General features: G+C 49.4%; 15 protein-coding genes. 9 read left to right on the plus strand and 6 right to left on the minus strand.

From position 1 onward, the window contains the following. A partial coding sequence (locus B153_RS38060) for a CotH kinase family protein (RefSeq protein ID WP_020599511.1) occupies nt 1-2379 on the minus strand: 2379 nt, incomplete at its 3' end. A 333-nt stretch (nt 2380-2712) separates the two neighbouring features. Continuing rightward, nucleotides 2713-3480, minus strand: coding sequence for a cupin domain-containing protein (locus B153_RS0125150; RefSeq protein WP_026262440.1), 768 nt, complete (start codon nt 3478-3480; stop codon nt 2713-2715). 289 nt (nt 3481-3769) lie between these two features. On the opposite strand from B153_RS0125150, the gene B153_RS35865 reads away from it, so the two are divergent. The 6 genes from B153_RS35865 to B153_RS0125180 all read left to right on the plus strand — a co-directional run bounded on the left by B153_RS35865 (nt 3770) and on the right by B153_RS0125180 (nt 10219). Then, entirely contained in the window at nt 3770-5674 is a 1905-nt protein-coding gene (locus B153_RS35865; protein WP_020599513.1) for a hydroxysqualene dehydroxylase, read from the plus strand. Beyond that, the gene (locus B153_RS0125160) at nt 5671-6315 is read left to right on the plus strand and encodes a transmembrane-type terpene cyclase (protein ID WP_020599514.1); all 645 of its coding nucleotides are present in this window, start codon (nt 5671-5673) and stop codon (nt 6313-6315) included. The genes B153_RS35865 and B153_RS0125160 overlap by 4 nt, the downstream gene beginning before the upstream one ends. 5 nt (nt 6316-6320) lie before the next feature. Beyond that, nucleotides 6321-7718, plus strand: coding sequence for a sensor histidine kinase (locus B153_RS36910; RefSeq protein WP_020599515.1), 1398 nt, complete (start codon nt 6321-6323; stop codon nt 7716-7718). Nucleotides 7719-7895: 177 nt separating this feature from the next. Then, nucleotides 7896-8258, plus strand: coding sequence for a hypothetical protein (locus tag B153_RS0125170; protein WP_020599516.1), 363 nt, complete (start codon nt 7896-7898; stop codon nt 8256-8258). A 6-nt stretch (nt 8259-8264) separates the two neighbouring features. Next, nucleotides 8265-9098 carry a hypothetical protein gene (locus B153_RS0125175; RefSeq protein ID WP_020599517.1) on the plus strand — a complete coding sequence of 278 codons (834 nt, stop codon included), beginning with the start codon at nt 8265-8267 and terminating at the stop codon, nt 9096-9098. Nucleotides 9099-9184: 86 nt separating this feature from the next. Then, nucleotides 9185-10219 (plus strand): SDR family NAD(P)-dependent oxidoreductase, encoded by a 1035-nt coding sequence (locus B153_RS0125180; protein ID WP_026262441.1) that lies wholly within the window; start codon nt 9185-9187, stop codon nt 10217-10219. A gap of 82 nt (nt 10220-10301) precedes the next feature. Here B153_RS0125180 and B153_RS0125185 read toward each other — a convergent pair whose 3' ends face one another. Next, on the minus strand, nt 10302-10559 hold the full coding sequence (locus tag B153_RS0125185; protein WP_020599519.1) for a DUF6582 domain-containing protein: 258 nt from the start codon (nt 10557-10559) through the stop codon (nt 10302-10304). A gap of 195 nt (nt 10560-10754) precedes the next feature. Here B153_RS0125185 and namA point away from each other — a divergent pair, with 195 nt between their 5' ends. Then, nucleotides 10755-11825 carry an NADPH dehydrogenase NamA gene (namA, locus tag B153_RS0125190; RefSeq protein ID WP_026262442.1) on the plus strand — a complete coding sequence of 357 codons (1071 nt, stop codon included), beginning with the start codon at nt 10755-10757 and terminating at the stop codon, nt 11823-11825. Nucleotides 11826-11928: 103 nt separating this feature from the next. Continuing rightward, on the plus strand, nt 11929-12774 hold the full coding sequence (gene ypfJ / locus B153_RS0125195; protein ID WP_020599521.1) for a KPN_02809 family neutral zinc metallopeptidase: 846 nt from the start codon (nt 11929-11931) through the stop codon (nt 12772-12774). Nucleotides 12775-12841: 67 nt separating this feature from the next. On the opposite strand, the gene B153_RS0125200 is transcribed toward ypfJ, so the two are convergent. The 3 genes from B153_RS0125200 to B153_RS0125210 form a co-directional block, all read right to left on the minus strand. Beyond that, nucleotides 12842-13957, minus strand: a complete 1116-nt coding sequence (locus B153_RS0125200) for a permease prefix domain 1-containing protein (protein ID WP_020599522.1) — start codon at nt 13955-13957, stop codon at nt 12842-12844. Continuing rightward, nucleotides 13930-14283 carry a PadR family transcriptional regulator gene (locus B153_RS0125205; protein WP_020599523.1) on the minus strand — a complete coding sequence of 118 codons (354 nt, stop codon included), beginning with the start codon at nt 14281-14283 and terminating at the stop codon, nt 13930-13932. The genes B153_RS0125200 and B153_RS0125205 overlap by 28 nt, the downstream gene beginning before the upstream one ends. Before the next feature lie 140 nt (nt 14284-14423). Continuing rightward, nucleotides 14424-14717: a winged helix-turn-helix transcriptional regulator gene (locus tag B153_RS0125210; RefSeq protein WP_020599524.1), complete on the minus strand. Its 294-nt coding sequence runs from the start codon at nt 14715-14717 to the stop codon at nt 14424-14426. A 365-nt stretch (nt 14718-15082) separates the two neighbouring features. Here B153_RS0125210 and B153_RS0125215 point away from each other — a divergent pair, with 365 nt between their 5' ends. Then, a complete protein-coding gene (locus tag B153_RS0125215; RefSeq protein ID WP_245564943.1) occupies nt 15083-16024 on the plus strand; it encodes a ClpXP adapter SpxH family protein in 942 nt (313 codons plus the stop codon). The last annotated feature ends 63 nt before the right edge of the window (nt 16025-16087 follow it).

The following is a 16087-nucleotide window of genomic DNA, read 5'->3' on the forward strand; positions in this document are numbered from 1 at the left end:
GGTGTTGTTGGCTTCGGTCCATCGGGTGAACTTGTAACCGGGTTTGGGCGTGGCGGTGATGGTGACGGGGTTGCCCTGGAAGTAGATGCCGGTCCAGGGGTAGGGTTGCTGGGGTACGCCGACGGTGGCGGGTTGGATGGCGATGGAGTTGACTTTGACNAATCCNCGNGTGGTGTCGGAGACGTTGAGGGTCAGGCTCCGGTTGGCAGTTAGGCTGAACTGTTGCCGTATATGCTTTCGGACGGAGTCGGGCCGTACTTGCAGGAAATTCATCATGTTGCCAATATTTCCCAGCCAGGTATTATAACTTGTGCCAGTTACCCACCGACTGAAATGTTCAGCCATATTGGGCTGGTACTGCTGCTGCATGGAAGTCAGCAAGGCTGTTGTTCGGGTGGGGTTAAAGGTAGTGTTGAGTAAATCGGCAAAGCGATTGATGAAGTAGGTTTTAAACGCAGGAATGTCCAGCAACCGGCGTAAATAAACCGTGAATTCCGCATCCTGACCCGTATCCAGTGCTGTCGGGAATAGATTTTTCTGCGCATAGTTCTGTCCGGTTATTCCCCAGTCGAGATCCCGAATCATCCATCGCCAGCGGCCATCGTGTCCACGAGGAGCGTTGGGCTGGTATTGGCTGGTCCGTTTGCGCCACATAGAGAGATTATTGTGAGGCCAGTCGGTGTTGGCAACGTAAATCTCCGACATCTGATAATCGGCGAAACTCTCTACATCCATCAGGGTTTGCACGTAGGTGTAGTTGACCGGACTGGTATTGGTGAAGTAGTTCTTAAAAGTGGTAAAATTGGTTAAATCCCCCTCGGTAGGCTCGTAGGTATATTGGGAGACTTCCACCATATCCACACTGTCGGTAGCTACGCCATAGTTCTGGTTGATGTAGAACCGATCGTAACGTTCGTAAAGATTGGAAACACCCCAATATTCGCCGTTGAAAAACAAAGCCACTGGGCGGTTCGACTGGGTATCGAAAGGTAGGTGTCGAACCATCGTTTGGCCGAAGGCGTCGACCAGAGTGGTATAATCCCAATCGTTACCTCCATTCCTGAGTAATAGCCGATCATACACAACACTGGTTGGACGATTGTCGAAGAAAGGGTAGTCGAAATCACGGCTACCGTACAAACGCACGCTTTTGCGGGGTACTGAGCGGGAACAGCCTCCGTGTACACGCAGCCCAATTGGCTGGTTGATGACTGAAGCGTTGTTGATGAAGAATTCAACATTTCCGGGGCGTTCCCAGGCATCGCCTTCATTGAAAAAATTTCCGGTTGTACAAAACGAACTGCCTGCGCTGGGGTTAGCGGCCCGCCAGGTGTCGAAGGTTTTTCCGGCTGTATAAATACCCGTATTGTAATCGAACAGGTGTTTTTCGTTCAGCGATACCGAAACGACGGGTATATTATACCGTGGCAAGGTAGGCGAAACGAAGTAGGTTTGTGTAACAATATCACTAGGGATGGCATTGGGCTTATACACCACAGCCCGTACCACGGTTCCCTTGAAAACCGGACTGGTTGGGAAATAGGTGGGAGTATAATTCCAGGTCGATGATTTGACAGACAACTTATTCGGTGAACTCGTTTGGTCGGTAATCGCGATCGTATTGGAATAAGGGAAAGTTTGATAGGAGCCTGTCAGTAACGGGCCTGAAGGTTGGCTCGGTTGTTCTTTATAGCTGTTTTTGTAGGAAAACGTAACCGAATTGGGATTCGTTGGATCGGGGTCAGAGCCATCCAGCGTGTAATAAATCGTGGCCGTAGGGTCGGATGCACTTAGAGACAGATTAAAACCAGTTGAATAAAATCCGCCTGTTTGGGAAAAGGTTGGGCCCGACAGCCATTCTGTGTAGCCAGTTTTTCCGTTGTTGGAGGCTTTGGGGCTGCTGTTGGGCGTTTTGAAATACAGCCAGTTGGCGCTGCCGTTGGGCTGACGGCCCCAGGAAATGTCGGCCCGCTGCGGACCAAAACTCAGCGTGTCGACCAGCGTGCTACCGTCAGGTCGGTAAAGACCCAACTGCTCCCCACTGGCCGACAGGCTGAAGCCGATGTGATCGGCACCCCGGCTGGTCTGTCCGCTGGCCCACACCAGCAGAAAGCCGTTGGCGGGGATGATGGTTTTGGATGAACCGGAGACGAACTGGTATTTGGTGGGGTTGGCCAGGTTGTCGGTGATGAAGTAGCCAGCGATGTTGACCGAGAAGGAGTTGGGGTTATAGATTTCCAGCCAGTCTTCGAAGTTGCCCGAGCCATCAGCGAGGGTGGTCTGGTTGGAGGCCATCAGTTCGTTGATATACAGCTGCTGGCTTTGCGCGGAGAAATTGAGGCACAGAAAAAAGATGGTGAGGCCGATGATGGTTTTCATATGCGTTGGTACTCTGTATCCAGGCAATCGTGAGCAAGTGTCTGGATAGCTGGTTTAATGGGGTGGAATAGATAAGTATTTTAAAAGGGTATTTTGTACTATGGTTAGCGCTTAACGTAGATTGAGAGTGGGTATTCCTAGCGAAAAGCGTTTATAGGTAAACGTATTTTTGTCAGGCGTAAAGAAAAAGTATAAGTATCTTTGGTTTGAAATATAGTTTACTTATGGGCCTTGTAAAGGTAGGTTTCCTAGAGAAATTCACGCACATTCTTTATTGAAAGGTATAAAAATTGGGCCTAAAAATAGGTAAAGGCTTCATAGGGATAGGATGGACTAGTCGAATTGAAAAGCAAAGTACATACAGTTGCCCTGGCTCAGGTTCTGAAGGGCGTGGGGGACATTCGATTCCAGAAAAATCAGATCACCTTTGGCCGACGGGTAGAGTGTGCCATTGATGCTTTCCTGAGCCTTATTATCGATCATCAGCAGGATTTCGGCTGCCCGGTGCGTGTGTGGAGCATGACTCCATAGCCCTTCACGAAGGGTTGTTATGTGCATTTCAAATCGATTGGTCATGGCCGTAGCCCGGTCGAACATCCGCCGGATTCCTCCTTTATCGTGTGGCTGAAATGGGACCTCGTTCCAATCGATCCAAAAGGAGCCTCCGGCTTTCCGGCCTCGGTTGAGGTCGACGGGTTTCCTGGACGTATACCGCATGACGTAGTAGGTAGCTGGCGCTTCTTCTGTATTATCGAAGCCATGTACATCGCCCGGCATGATCAGGGCAATGCTCCCGGCTCCTAGTGTTTTGGTCTGTCCCTCAATAGTAATGGTCAGTTTGCCTTCTTTAATGATAATCAACTCTTCATCATCATGTTTATGAGCAGGGTGAGGAGCCTGATGGGGAGGTAGCGTTGTGGCGTGAACTTCGAGGTGGCTGAAGTCGGTCGTGTTCCCCTCTAGAATCGGTCGTTGTGCCGATGCCCCTTTTTTGACGACAGGCAGGTCTGCCCAGACGTATACTTTCGAGTCAATGGATTGCCCCATGGCCAGTTGCATGGCTACAGTAATCCCTAAAAGAAGTGTGGTAAGTGTTTTCATAAGTCGAGCTACTGGCTGGCAGTACAGAGCGTTTCAGCACAACGAAGCCTATGCCTACAGTAAGAAACCCGTTAAGGACAATTACTACTGATCGGGGAGGCAGACAATGGGTATATAATGCCAGCGGAAACAGCTATCGGCAGTAAACAGGATAAAACGGAGGGAATCAGTTAATGAGCAGGATAATATTGCGTGAATTGCCTTAACTATAATTTATTGTAGCAGGTATATATTAATTTGTAAAAAAAATTATACCTTGTTCGGTATTCCTCTTCAGAGCTTTAACTGTATGAAAGTCATCGTATTGGGTGGAGGGGTGGCGGGTATGAGTGCGGCCCACGAGTTGATTGAACGTGGGTTTTCTGTCGATATCTACGAGAAGAAACCGTACTACATGGGTGGTAAGGCTCGTAGCGTAAACGTACCCGGCTCATCGCCCGACGACCCTAATGGACAACATTCAACGGGGCCTGGCGCAGATGTTCAGTCATTGCCCGGCGAACATGGTTTCCGATTCTTTCCGGGATTCTATCGGCACATTACCGATACCATGCAACGAATCCCTTATACTGCTCCAGATGGAAAGAAGAATGCCCAGGGTGTGTATAACAACCTGGTCGATGTAACCCGGGTTGGGATTTTAAGAAACGGGAAAAAGCCGATCATCACCATTGTTAGCTTTCCGAAATCGCTGGCCGATCTGAAAGCCGCTCTGGAAGTATTACACACCCATGATACGGGATTGCTGCCTGACGAAGCGCACTTTTTTGCGACGAAAGTCTGGCAATTGATGACCTCCTGTCAGCGTCGGCGGGATATGGAGTATGAGAAAACGGGCTGGTGGCAGTACATGGAAGCCGATCAGCATAGCGAGGCTTATCGGCACCTGCTGGTAGAAGGCTTAACGCGAACGCTGGTGGCGGCTAATGCCAAATTTGCCAGTACCAAAACCGGGGGCGATATTTTTATTCAGCTCCTGTTCAATATCGCCAATCCTGGCATGCATACCGACCGGGTACTGAACGGGCCTACAAACGAAAAGTGGCTGAAGCCCTGGGAGGAATATTTGACCGCCAAAGGCGTGCGTTTTTTCAAAAGTGCGCTGGTGCAGCAGATAAACTGCGTGAATGGAACGGTTCAATCGGTCGATATTCAGAACTGGGAGAAAGACGCCCCATACGATCCACCTGCCAAAGGGGATTATTACATCCTGGCTACGCCCGTCGAAGTAGCCGCAGCCGTATTGCCCGATGAACTCAAACAAAGCATTGGTAGCCTGCAATACCTGGACGATCTGGCTGCCGATGTGGCCTGGATGAATGGGATTCAGTTTTACCTGAATCAGGTTATCGAGGTGGTGCATGGGCATTGTATCTATGTCGATAGCGAATGGGCGCTAACCTCGATCTCACAACTTCCCTTTTGGGATGATTACGACATCAGCAGGCGTGGCAACAAACGGGTTAAAGCCATTCTGTCGGTCGATATATCGGACTGGCTTACAGATAGCCCCGACCTGCCAGGGCTACCTCCCAAGAAAGCCAAAGATTGCCAAAGCTTCGATGAAATTGCCGACCGGGTTTGGGCGCAGTTGAAACGTAGCCTGAATGTGGATGGTACTATTGTGCTCAGCGATGAGATGCGGGAAGGCGTTTTTCGGGAAAATGATCTCGTGTACCGGGGCTACTTTCTGGACCACTCGCTGAACGAACAGGCCCCACCCGGTAAGCGCGATCCAACGGCTTCGGTAGTGGGTCAGAAAGGTCAGAAAGGAGAGGTGCTGATCAACCACGAGCCGTTGCTGGTCAATACCGTAAACAGTTGGTTCAAACGGCCCAGCGCCTATATCCCTGGCTTGTCGAATCTGTTTCTGGCTTCGGATTATGTGCGCACCAACACCGACCTGGCTACGATGGAAGGTGCCAATGAAGCAGCCCGGCGGGCGGTCAACAGCATCATCGATGTATCGGGGGTAGATGCCCCGCTCTGCTCGGTCTGGAATCTGCATGAGCCGGTCTTTTTCGCCCCCTTCAAATGGTATGATAACTGGCGTTTTGGACGAGGGCTGCCTTACAAAAAGACGCCCGGCTGGTTCGATGCTTTGATGGTGATCTGGGGTATACTTTATGCGATTGGATTTCTTTTGTATACCGCCTGGACTGCGCTTACTACCTGGACCCAAAAAAATCGATGATAAACCAACACGATTATACAAATCTTGAACTCATCACGTTTGGGACTGGCTGCTTCCTTTGGGTGGTTGTTTACTTCTTCACGCTACGCAACATCCAACGGCATCAGTTTGTCGAAATTCCCATCGTAACGATCTGGGGAAATATTGTCTGGGAATTTCTGTGGAGCTGGGTCTTTGTGCCCGATATGGGGAGCCTGTTTATGTGGGGGTATCGTGTCTGGTTTTTTATGGATTGTTTTATTGTATACGGTGCCATACGATACGGTAAAAAGCAAATTAGCATCCCGATACTTCGCCAGCACGTTGGTCTTTTAACGGGGCTGGGTATTCTGTGCTGGCTGCCGTTGCTGTATTATTACATTGCGGTTTACGATGCCCCCCTGAGCCACATGGGAGCCTACTCCGGCTACTTGCTGAACATACTGATTTCGGCCTTATACATCACGCAGGCTTTACGGCTTAATAACTGGACGTTGTTTTCCTATCCAACCGCCTGGTGTAAAGGGATAGGTACACTCCTGATATCCGTATTTTGTTTTCTGCATTTCACCGACCCTTTTCTGCTGTCGATGTGCGTCGTTACGGCTATCCTTGATGGGGTGTATATTGTTCTCTTTACCAGGCAGTCTACTCGTGCCTAACTGTTATGAGCACACGGTTACACTGGAAAGATAATTTTTGGAAAGGATTTGGTTTTGACGGATTAGAGCCTGAAGAATTTAAAAAACGAACGTCTGCCGTTTTGCTGGCCATTTTTACCGTGGTAGCGGGCTTGTGTTACTCGTTGATTTATTCCTTTCTAGGATTCTCTTCGCTCGCTTTTGTGGTTTATACGTACGTGCCCGTATGCCTGCTCAACATCCTGTATCTGCGTTTTTCGCATCAGTATCAGGTTTTTGGCAGTATTCAGCTTGGGCTAATTTTTATATTCCCTTTAGCGGCCCAGCTTGCTATCGGCAGCTATGTCGATGCCAGTGCGGTTATTCTGTCGACGTTTCTGGCGCCTGCAGGGGCTCTTATTTATGCATCGCGCCGAATTGCCCGTCTCAGTTTTTACTTGTTCATGGTCGCTATTGTGGGCGTCACCGGCTGGGAGTATTTTTTCGGCCGAACCGAAACGATACTGCCTCGCGGTATTATCCTCATTTTCTTTTCCTTTAATCTGATTATTGTCTGTGCGATCATTTTCTTTCTGCTCGAAAGTTTTCTACAGAAGCAGGATGAGCTTCGGGCCGAATTACGCCAATCGCTTCATACGCTGAAGATTGCTCAAAATCAATTGATTCAGTCCGAGAAGCTCGCCAGTCTGGGCGAGCTGACCGCTGGCATCGCACACGAGATCCAGAATCCGCTCAACTTCGTCAATAACTTTTCAGAGGTGAATGTCGAACTCCTAGAGGAACTGAAAGAGGAAGCGCAGGCTGGCCGCATCGATGAGGTGTTGACCCTGGCCAATGATCTGGATCAAAATCTTAAAAAAGTCATCTTTCATGGTAATCGGGCCGGAACAATTGTGCGAGGTATGCTGGCGCACAGCCGTTCGGGAACGGGCGAACGACAACGTACTCAACTGAATGACCTGGCCGACGAATACCTCCGGCTGGCGTATCAGGGACAGCGAGCCAACGACAAAACCTTCAACTGTACCCTTCAGACCCACTTTGCTCCCGACCTTCCCCTACTGAACCTGGTGCCACAGGATATAGGCCGGGTCTTACTGAATCTTTTTCAGAATGCGTTGTATGCGGTACGCCAGCGTCAGAATCAGGAACCTACAGGGTATACACCAACTATATGGGTCAGCACCGATCGGCAGCAGGGACAAGTTGTGGTCAGGGTTAAAGACAATGGAACGGGTATGTCGGAGGCCGTCAAAGCCAAGATTTTCCAGCCATTTTTTACCACTAAACCAACGGGGGAGGGCACCGGGTTGGGGCTGAGTCTGAGCTATGACATTGTAACGAAGGGCCATAGTGGCACTCTGGACGTGGCAAGTCAGGAAGGCGAGGGCAGTGAATTTATTATGAAGTTACCACTTAGTTAAAACGGGGTCAAACCTGCCTGCCTGGTGGAATGCCGAACCAGAAATGGCCTAAATCGGCTACTTATTCACTCATAGCTACCAGTTATTCATTTCCTCATTGATGGCCAGTTGCTGACGTATTGTTTTGTAGCGGCAAGAGCATATCCCCTTTCTTGACAAAATCACGACAACAGGAAAATGGCAAACGAAAAAACGATCATCGACGAGTGGGCAGTGAAAGACCTGGAAGACGGTTCATCACTGAAAGTTACGGTTATGAGCTGTTCCGAATTGGGTAATCAATCCTTACCCGGTATTCAGGTCTGGTATCTGGGTTATATCGTCAACTACGAACCGCTGATTGTAGAGCGCTGGGCGTATCAGGCTTCAAAAGCCGGCGTCGATGCATACCTGCTGGAAGATCAGTCGTGGATGGTACATCCCGATCAATTTATAAAGAACTACCTGGTGTTGGGCTCTCCTCTGAAAGCCAGAGTAGACGTAAAAACGCGCTCTTCTAAAGTGATCACGAAAGAGTACGACTTACCGTTTGAGGTTTAGAACCCCATGACACCCCTGCTTCGTACGGTTCTGCGCGTTTTATTTTTTCCGATAAGCCTGCTATTCATAAGATGTAGTAATTCATCGCTGTCGACAGGAGCCGTGGTCGAACCATCGCTTCTTCGGGTGAATGTTAACTTTTACCAGTCTGTCGATGAAGACGGTGAACGAACGGAGCGTGTGGAGGCCTATGTTAAAGATGCCAACGATCGCTCAGTAGCTAACCCTGATATTCACCTGAAAGTGGATGGACGTAAACTGCGGCTGACGACCGGGTCAACCAATTATTACAGTACCTATGCCTATTATACACTAGCCGATACCTCCTGGCATATCGACGCGGCCAAAGCGTATCCCGTCTCGATTGTACTGACCGATGGGAAAGAATACAGCCTGGGTACCATACAGGTGCAGCCTGCGCTTACGCCTGCTTTGTTTCTGCCTCCTAAAACACACAGCCGACGTCGGGCATTAACCTTGTACTGGCAGGCTATAGAATCCGATAGCTGGCTGCTTCGCCTTTGGAAAAAGTGGCAGGGCGAAACCACCAAAACGGAGTTGACGGTGTCAAAACAGTACCGTACCGTCGATGAGTGGAACAATGTACACTACGAGGGCCACAGTACAGACGTGGCCGATTATCTGAATAAGCAGATAGAATCGGGTAAAGGTGCCTTTACGATTCCGGCGACGTATTTCCAGCGTTCACAAAATCCATTTAATGAACTCTCGCTGATGATTAATTCGGAGAAACAGGTCACGCTCGATACGCCTTTTCTGAAGGGGAGTTCCCTGAGTAGTACATGCAAGACCCTTTACCGAATCGAGATAACGGATTAAGACAGACAGAGGGACCATTGCGTTGGCAACGATAACCTTTCCGGCTACCGGCAGTTATCTCTGTTCAAGAAGTTGAACCTACCAGGATGACTGTCTCAACGCAAACAAAGGCCCTTTTGTGGGGATTAGCAGGAATTGGTGCCTGGGCAGCCGTAAAGGCGGGGCTGGCCAGGCATCGTAAAATGGATTTTCGGGGCAAAACCGTGGTAATCACGGGAGGGTCGCGTGGGCTTGGGCTCGAAATGGCCCGTATTCTGGCGCAGGAAGGAGCTAACCTGGCCATATGTGCCCGCGATCCAGCCGAACTCAACGACGCACGAAGTGAATTGCTGGCCTATGGTGGATCGGTATATACCCAAACCTGTGATCTGACCGATAAAGACCAGATAGAAGACTTTATCGAAGACGTTCGGCGGGAACTTGGCCCTGTCGATGTGCTGATCAATAATGCGGGAATCATTCTGGTTACCCCCTTCGAGCATACCACCGAAGCTGATTTTCGAGAGTCGATGGATACGAATTTCTGGTCGGCTTTTCATACCATTAATGCTGTTTTACCGCATATGCGGCCTCGAAAAGCAGGTCGTATTGTTAATGTGACCTCGTTTGGCGGTAAGGTGTCGGTACCGCATTTGCTGACCTACTCAGCCAGTAAATTTACTTTTGTGGGGTATTCAGAAGGGATTCGTCCTGAGTTACAGAAAGAAAACATTTATGTAACGACCATTTGTCCGGGTCTGATCCGAACGGGAAGCCCGCGTAATGCCTATTTCAAAGGCCAGAACGAAAAAGAATATGCCGCGTTCAAAATTGCAGGGTCAATTCCATTTTTTACGATCGACTCTGCCCAGTGCGCCCGCGAAATCGTAGAGGCTTGTCGCTATGGCGAAGCAGAACGAATCATTGGGTTTCCCGCTAAACTAGGGGCATCAATTCAGGGCCTGGCTCCGAATCTGCTGGCTGAAGTGATGGGGGTTGTGGCCCGGCTACTACCCAATCCTGGCGGCATTGAAGAACAGCGGGCAAAAGGGAAAACGAGCGAAACGCCCCTATCCGAATCGGTTCTGACCACCCTGACCGATCAGGCTGCCGAACGAAATAACGAAAGAGTGAAAGAGTGAAAGAGTGAAAGAGTGAAAGAGCGAATTGCTGGTGAAAGCTATTTTTCGCTCATTCACTCTTTCACTCATTCGCTCTTTCACTCTACTCCTCCTCAATAACTACATCATGCTTTTTTGCCGCTTTTTTGATGCGCTCTTTAATGGTGTCAACCTCGTCGGCATCGTATTTAGCCGCGTTGTCTTTGTGGTTGATGTAGCTCCAGGCAGCCCGAACGTGCTCAGGCGTATCGATCGGATATTTTTTGTTGGTTCGGTCGGCGAATTCAACGTCTCCGTATTTATGTTCGCCTTCGGTCGGCCGAACATCGTCGCGCCGACTGATTTTTGAGTCATTTGCCATAGTCGTTGAGAATAAGTTTTATAGCTATGGAACAGGTAATGGTCAGTTAGTAACCAAAAACACAAGAACCACAGACCTTAAAATTGTTGTCCACTCGTCAACGATCCTGTTTCGTAGAATGTTTAGAGAAGTAATCCAACTGTCAGGGTTGATTCTGACTGGATACTAAATAGATGATCACATAAACTGCATACAATGTCTCTACTTTTTTCGCCACTGGCTCTCCAAAGTATCCAGCTTAAAAATCGCATTGTCGTTTCGCCGATGTGCCAGTATTCGAGTCTCAACGGGTTTGCCAACGACTGGCATCTGGTGCATCTGGGGAGCCGGGCCGTTGGTGGGGCCGGGCTGATTTTTACGGAGGCAACGGCTGTATCGCCCGAAGGTCGCATTTCACCCGACGATCTGGGTATCTGGAGCGATGAGCATATTGCCGGATTAAAACGCATTACGCAGTTTATTCAGCAAAACGGATCGGTAGCGGGTATTCAACTGGCACATGCTGGCCGAAAAGCCAGTCACCGTAGGCCATGGGAGGGAGGGGCATCCATTGCCCCAACGGAAGAGCGGGGCTGGCAGACTGTAGCCCCTAGTGCCATTCCGTTTCAGGAAGGCCAGCATCCGCCCCTGGCCCTGACGGCAGAAGGCATCGAACAAGTACTGGTTGATTTCGAAAAAGCAACCCAACGGGCTATCGAAGCTGGTTTTCAGGTACTCGAAATTCATGCAGCCCACGGCTATTTGTTACACCAGTTTATGTCGCCCCTGAGCAACCACCGGACAGATGAGTACGGCGGATTATTTGGCAATCGGATTCGATTGTTACTGGAAGTGATCGAGCGCGTCCAAAGCGTGTGGCCGGAGGATTTGCCCTTATTTGTGCGTATATCGGCAACCGATTGGACCGAAGGAGGCTGGACAATTGATGATTCAGTAGCGTTGGCTAAGATTCTCACTGAAAAAGGGGTGGATGTAATTGACTGCTCAACAGGGGGGAACGTAGCCAGAGCGAAAATTCCGGTGGGGCCGGGCTATCAGGTTTCGTTTGCCGAACAGATTAAACAGGAGGCTGGCATCAAAACGGCGGCTGTGGGCTTGATAACATCGGCCGAACAGGCAGAGACTATTTTGGCAAATGGCCAGGCCGATCTGATTCTGCTGGCCCGCGAATTTTTACGGGATCCGTATTTTCCGCTGCATGCGGCTCATACACTGAGTGATACCATCGCTTGGCCCGTACAGTACGAACGCGCGAAACCTCGCTGAAAATTCGGTTGAGTATAAACAATTTATCCGCAGAAACAGTAATCTTGCCAGCAGAATGTAATTAACCAGTTGTAACATCACCATTTATTAACTCAAAGAAATCATGCGTTGGTTAGGAGGACGTGAAAGTGATAATGTCGAAGACCGCCGGGGAAGCGGTGGCGGTGGACTGCTCGTTGGCGGGGGTATTGGCACGGTTGTCATCGCCATCATTGTGACCTTACTGGGGGGCGATCCATCCGAAATTTTAAACCGGTCGTCCCAGTCATCGGCTCCGGTCAATCAACAGGCCGATGATCAGGCCGCTTCATTTACCCGGAAAGTACTGGCCAGTACGGAAGATGTCTGGACAAAAATCTTTGCCGAGCAGGGCGCGCAATACCGGAAGCCTGTGCTGGTGATGTACCGTGGAACAACTACATCCGGCTGCGGCACGGCTCAGGAAGCGATGGGACCGTTCTACTGTCCTGCCGACCAGAAGGTTTACATTGATCTGTCGTTCTATGACGAATTAGCTGAACGGTTTCAGGCACCGGGCGAATTTGCCATGTCGTACGTGATCGCGCATGAAATTGGTCACCATATTCAGAAACAACTAGGGATCATGGATAAGGTAGATCGGTTGCGGCAGCAGCTAAGTGAACGGGAGTATAATCGGGTTTCGGTTCGGCTGGAACTACAGGCCGATTTCTTTGCGGGCGTCTGGGCCAATCATGCGCAGGGGCAGAGTATTTCCATTGATGAAAACGACGTGGAATCCGCTCTGACAGCAGCTAATGCCATCGGCGACGACAAAATTCAGGAAGAAACCCAGGGTCGTGTTGTTCCCGATGCCTTTACCCATGGCACCTCTGCCCAGCGGGTTTACTGGTTCAAAAAAGGACTTAAAACGGGTGACTTAAACCAGGGTGATACCTTCAACAGTCGCGAAGATGCCAATTTGCAGTAAGTAGAGTCTGGACATAAAAATAGCCATCCCGAACACCTCAGGATGGCTATTTTTATGCCGATATTTCTTACGCGACTACCCGATTTCGCTGTTTCAATACGCCCAGCCACATACCTGCCAACGTGCCAACAAGGGCCGAGATGAAAAACTTAACCGGAAACCAGTCTAGCACCAGGTAGGATGGCCTTTCTTCATAAACTAGGGCGGTACTTAGCGCTATGGTGTACCATACAAAAAGAGGAGCTATACTTAATAACAGACGCTTGAAAGCCGTATACCGGGGGGAGCCTGCCAGAACAACGCTACTCAGCAGACTGGCGAGCCCAGCACTGATATAGAAGCGGGCAATACCATTTTCGGGTGCTAGTATGCGCATTCCCATGATACTTAGGCCTAGGCAACAGGTAAAGACGCACAAGCCTGCCACCACTAACCAACCTGCCGGAGCCTGTTCCAGCCAGACAAACAAGCGCTGATTGGTTGCGTATGGAAGCACTACCTGCAAAAACATCAGCAACCAGACCAGGTAGAAGCCTAACCAGCAAATGTGGTGAATATGATAAAATTGCTGATTGACCCACTGCTTCTGTGCCGTCATCGTCAGGAAATCGGCAAAGCTATGCTGGGCAAAGTAAGCGCCCAGTGCAGAGACCCCCACCAGTAGCCCTAGCAGCAGGGTCAATTCGACAGGCCGTTGTTTTAGCCGACCGAAAAAATTCTGCCCTAGCCAATGCCCCTCCCTGATTAGTCGCATGCCGCCAAGTTGCAGCCCAAGCAATGTAGCCAGGCATAGGCCAGCGTCGAGCAGCAGCGTGATGCGTGTGTCGCCCCAATAGCTGGCCAGCCAAACGGGTACAAATCCAGTGATGGTTTCGAAAAGATTCCTGCTGCCAATAAAGCACAGAACGCCGAGTAAAAGGATAACCGGCTCCTGCCGGGGGAGTACGGGACGGTTGAGTTTAGTAAACTCCTGGTCTAAAAGATCGACCGGGCCCAGCCGCTGCGTAGCAATCAGAAAGGCTTCCTGCTCACTCAGTTCTTTGGCCTGTAAAGCCTCCATACTATCCAGTAGATGGCTCGTTAACTCGTTTAGCTCATCGTCGGTAAAACTACCCGATTTCTTAAATGGACTAAGCCACGTTTGCAGGGCTGCAGTTAGGTTAAACTGGGGTTGGGCATCCATAAATGTTGGAGAAGTTGGTTTACAAGGTTCCAGTTCGTACGTTCAGTAGCCAGCGCATTCCGGCCCTGCTCTTTCAGTCGGTAATACTTACGCTGGCGGTCGTTCGGAGCCGTTTGCCAGAATGATTCGACGAGCCCCCGCTGCTCAAGTTTACGCAACACCGGATACAGCGTTCCTTCGGCCAGGTCAAGTTTGCCGCCCGAAAGCTCACGCACCTGTCGAATGATTTCGTAGCCGTAATTTTCCTGCTGCGCCAGTACCGACAACACTAAGGGCACCATAGCAGCCGCCACGAGTTCTTTGTTTAAATTCTCCTGCTGTAGCATACCTCGAAGTACAATGTATGACAAATGTACATAGAACTTCGAGGTATAAAAATTATTTCGATTTTATTTTCTGGTTTGTGCTAAATGCGTAACTGGAAAATGCGCAATCGATGATTTGGAAGAACCGTGAGTTGGTCAGGTTATAACCGCTCTAATTGCTGGAAGACCGGAATCAGTGCTTTCCCTCGCTCAGAGAGGGTATATTCGATATGAAGAGGCTTTAATTGGATCACTACTTTATTCAGGTAGCCTTCGTCGGCCAATTCTTTTAAGGCCACCGAAAGAGACTGTTTATTCGCACCTTCGATTTGGCGCAGCAACGTATTGAATCGCAAAGGGCCATTCATCGCCAATTGAAAAATTTGTGGTTTCAGCTTTCCGGAAAGCCGCTTCAACAGCTCTTCGGCTGGGCAACTCGTTTCAGCTTTTTGCATTTTTTTATGAAACCTGTTTAAACTTTTGTTTCGTCTGTATTTGTCATTGCGACGCAGGAGCAATCTTCGGAAGAGGATACTTTTTATGCCTATTCGAAGATTGCTCCTGCGTCGCAATGACAAAAAAAAGCGTCTTATAGCCCATAGATGCAGGAAGCTTAAACAACTTCATAGTCAACTTTTTCTGACTAATTGACTCTTTGCGAGCTATTCAGCCAATTTTGTGGAGACGTTTGCAGTTAAACGGCAAATAAGGTGTTGCTGGGCGAGATCGGTTTGGCGCGTTGGCCGAAGCCGATCTTGATGAGATAACGCAAACGGGATCAGAAAATTCAACAGCAACCGACTTGCTCATGCAAAGCTGCATGGCGAAACGAGACAACCTACTCAATATGAATAATAACCCCACAAATCCACTTTTATGCGATGTTGAATCAGGTATGTGTGAACTGCCCGATTTTAATTCAGAACTCCAGAATAAAGCGACTTCGCTGGCTATCCACTCCGTTAGAATAATCTATTTTACGGACCCAATCTGCTCTACGTGCTGGGGAATCGAACCGCAGTTGCGAAAACTCAAACTGGAATATGGGCCTAGCCTGGACATAGAATACCGAATGGGGGGATTATTACCCGACTGGAGTTACAATAGTGGTGGCATAAGTAAGCCATCCGATGTGGCACCCCATTGGGACGAGGTGAGCCTGTACTATGATATGCCCATTGATGGGGATGTTTGGCTCGAAGACCCTCTTCCATCGTCTTACCCAGCTTCGATTGCCTTTAAAGCCGCTCAGTTGCAGGGCGAAACGAAAGGATTGTTATTCCTTCGGGAGATTCGGGAAATGGTTTTCCTGCAGAAAAAGAATATTGCTACGTGGGAAAATTTAGAAGCTGCGGCCAGCAAAGTGGGATTGAATCTGGAAGCCTTTTCGGCCGACTACCATGGACAGGCTCAGGAACTGTTCCAGCAAGACCTGACTTTGGCCCGACAGCTGGGGGTTCGAGGCTTTCCAACCCTATTTTTTCTGGACCAAAAGGGTAATCAGGAAAAAGTATATGGGTATAAACCATATGCCGATTTTGAGAACGCCGTTCGTAAACAACTCCCTTCGGTCACTAAATCGACTATGGCAACAGACTGGCAAAATTTATTTGCTATACACGCTACGTACACGTCCCGTGAATTTGCCGAATTGTCGGGAATGGATCGGAAGCAGGTCGATGGCTACCTGCAAACCATATCAGAAACGGGCCAGATCAGGAAAATAATTTCCAAAAACGGGCCCTTGTGGATTCGCCAATAGCTTCGCTCGGCAGCTCTACAACAGGCTATTTGCCAATTAGCCTTGTCAGTTTACGTCAGTGAT

The sequence above is a fragment of the Spirosoma panaciterrae DSM 21099 genome, assembly GCF_000374025.1.
Lineage (GTDB): Bacteria > Bacteroidota > Bacteroidia > Cytophagales > Spirosomataceae > Spirosoma > Spirosoma panaciterrae.

Excerpts from the sequence above, each read along its gene's own strand:
- B153_RS0125205 (WP_020599523.1), bottom strand. The coding sequence starts at position 14,283 with ATGCTACAGCAGGAGAATTTAAACAAAGAACTCGTGGCGGCTGCTATG.
- B153_RS0125185 (WP_020599519.1), bottom strand. The coding sequence starts at position 10,559 with ATGGCAAATGACTCAAAAATCAGTCGGCGCGACGATGTTCGGCCGACC.
- B153_RS0125180 (WP_026262441.1), top strand. The coding sequence starts at position 9,185 with ATGACTGTCTCAACGCAAACAAAGGCCCTTTTGTGGGGATTAGCAGGA.
- B153_RS0125210 (WP_020599524.1), bottom strand. The coding sequence starts at position 14,717 with ATGCAAAAAGCTGAAACGAGTTGCCCAGCCGAAGAGCTGTTGAAGCGG.
- B153_RS0125170 (WP_020599516.1), top strand. The coding sequence starts at position 7,896 with ATGGCAAACGAAAAAACGATCATCGACGAGTGGGCAGTGAAAGACCTG.
- B153_RS35865 (WP_020599513.1), top strand. The coding sequence starts at position 3,770 with ATGAAAGTCATCGTATTGGGTGGAGGGGTGGCGGGTATGAGTGCGGCC.
- B153_RS0125150 (WP_026262440.1), bottom strand. The coding sequence starts at position 3,480 with ATGAAAACACTTACCACACTTCTTTTAGGGATTACTGTAGCCATGCAA.
- B153_RS0125160 (WP_020599514.1), top strand. The coding sequence starts at position 5,671 with ATGATAAACCAACACGATTATACAAATCTTGAACTCATCACGTTTGGG.
- ypfJ (WP_020599521.1), top strand. The coding sequence starts at position 11,929 with ATGCGTTGGTTAGGAGGACGTGAAAGTGATAATGTCGAAGACCGCCGG.
- B153_RS36910 (WP_020599515.1), top strand. The coding sequence starts at position 6,321 with ATGAGCACACGGTTACACTGGAAAGATAATTTTTGGAAAGGATTTGGT.
- namA (WP_026262442.1), top strand. The coding sequence starts at position 10,755 with ATGTCTCTACTTTTTTCGCCACTGGCTCTCCAAAGTATCCAGCTTAAA.
- B153_RS0125215 (WP_245564943.1), top strand. The coding sequence starts at position 15,083 with ATGGCGAAACGAGACAACCTACTCAATATGAATAATAACCCCACAAAT.
- B153_RS0125175 (WP_020599517.1), top strand. The coding sequence starts at position 8,265 with ATGACACCCCTGCTTCGTACGGTTCTGCGCGTTTTATTTTTTCCGATA.
- B153_RS0125200 (WP_020599522.1), bottom strand. The coding sequence starts at position 13,957 with ATGGATGCCCAACCCCAGTTTAACCTAACTGCAGCCCTGCAAACGTGG.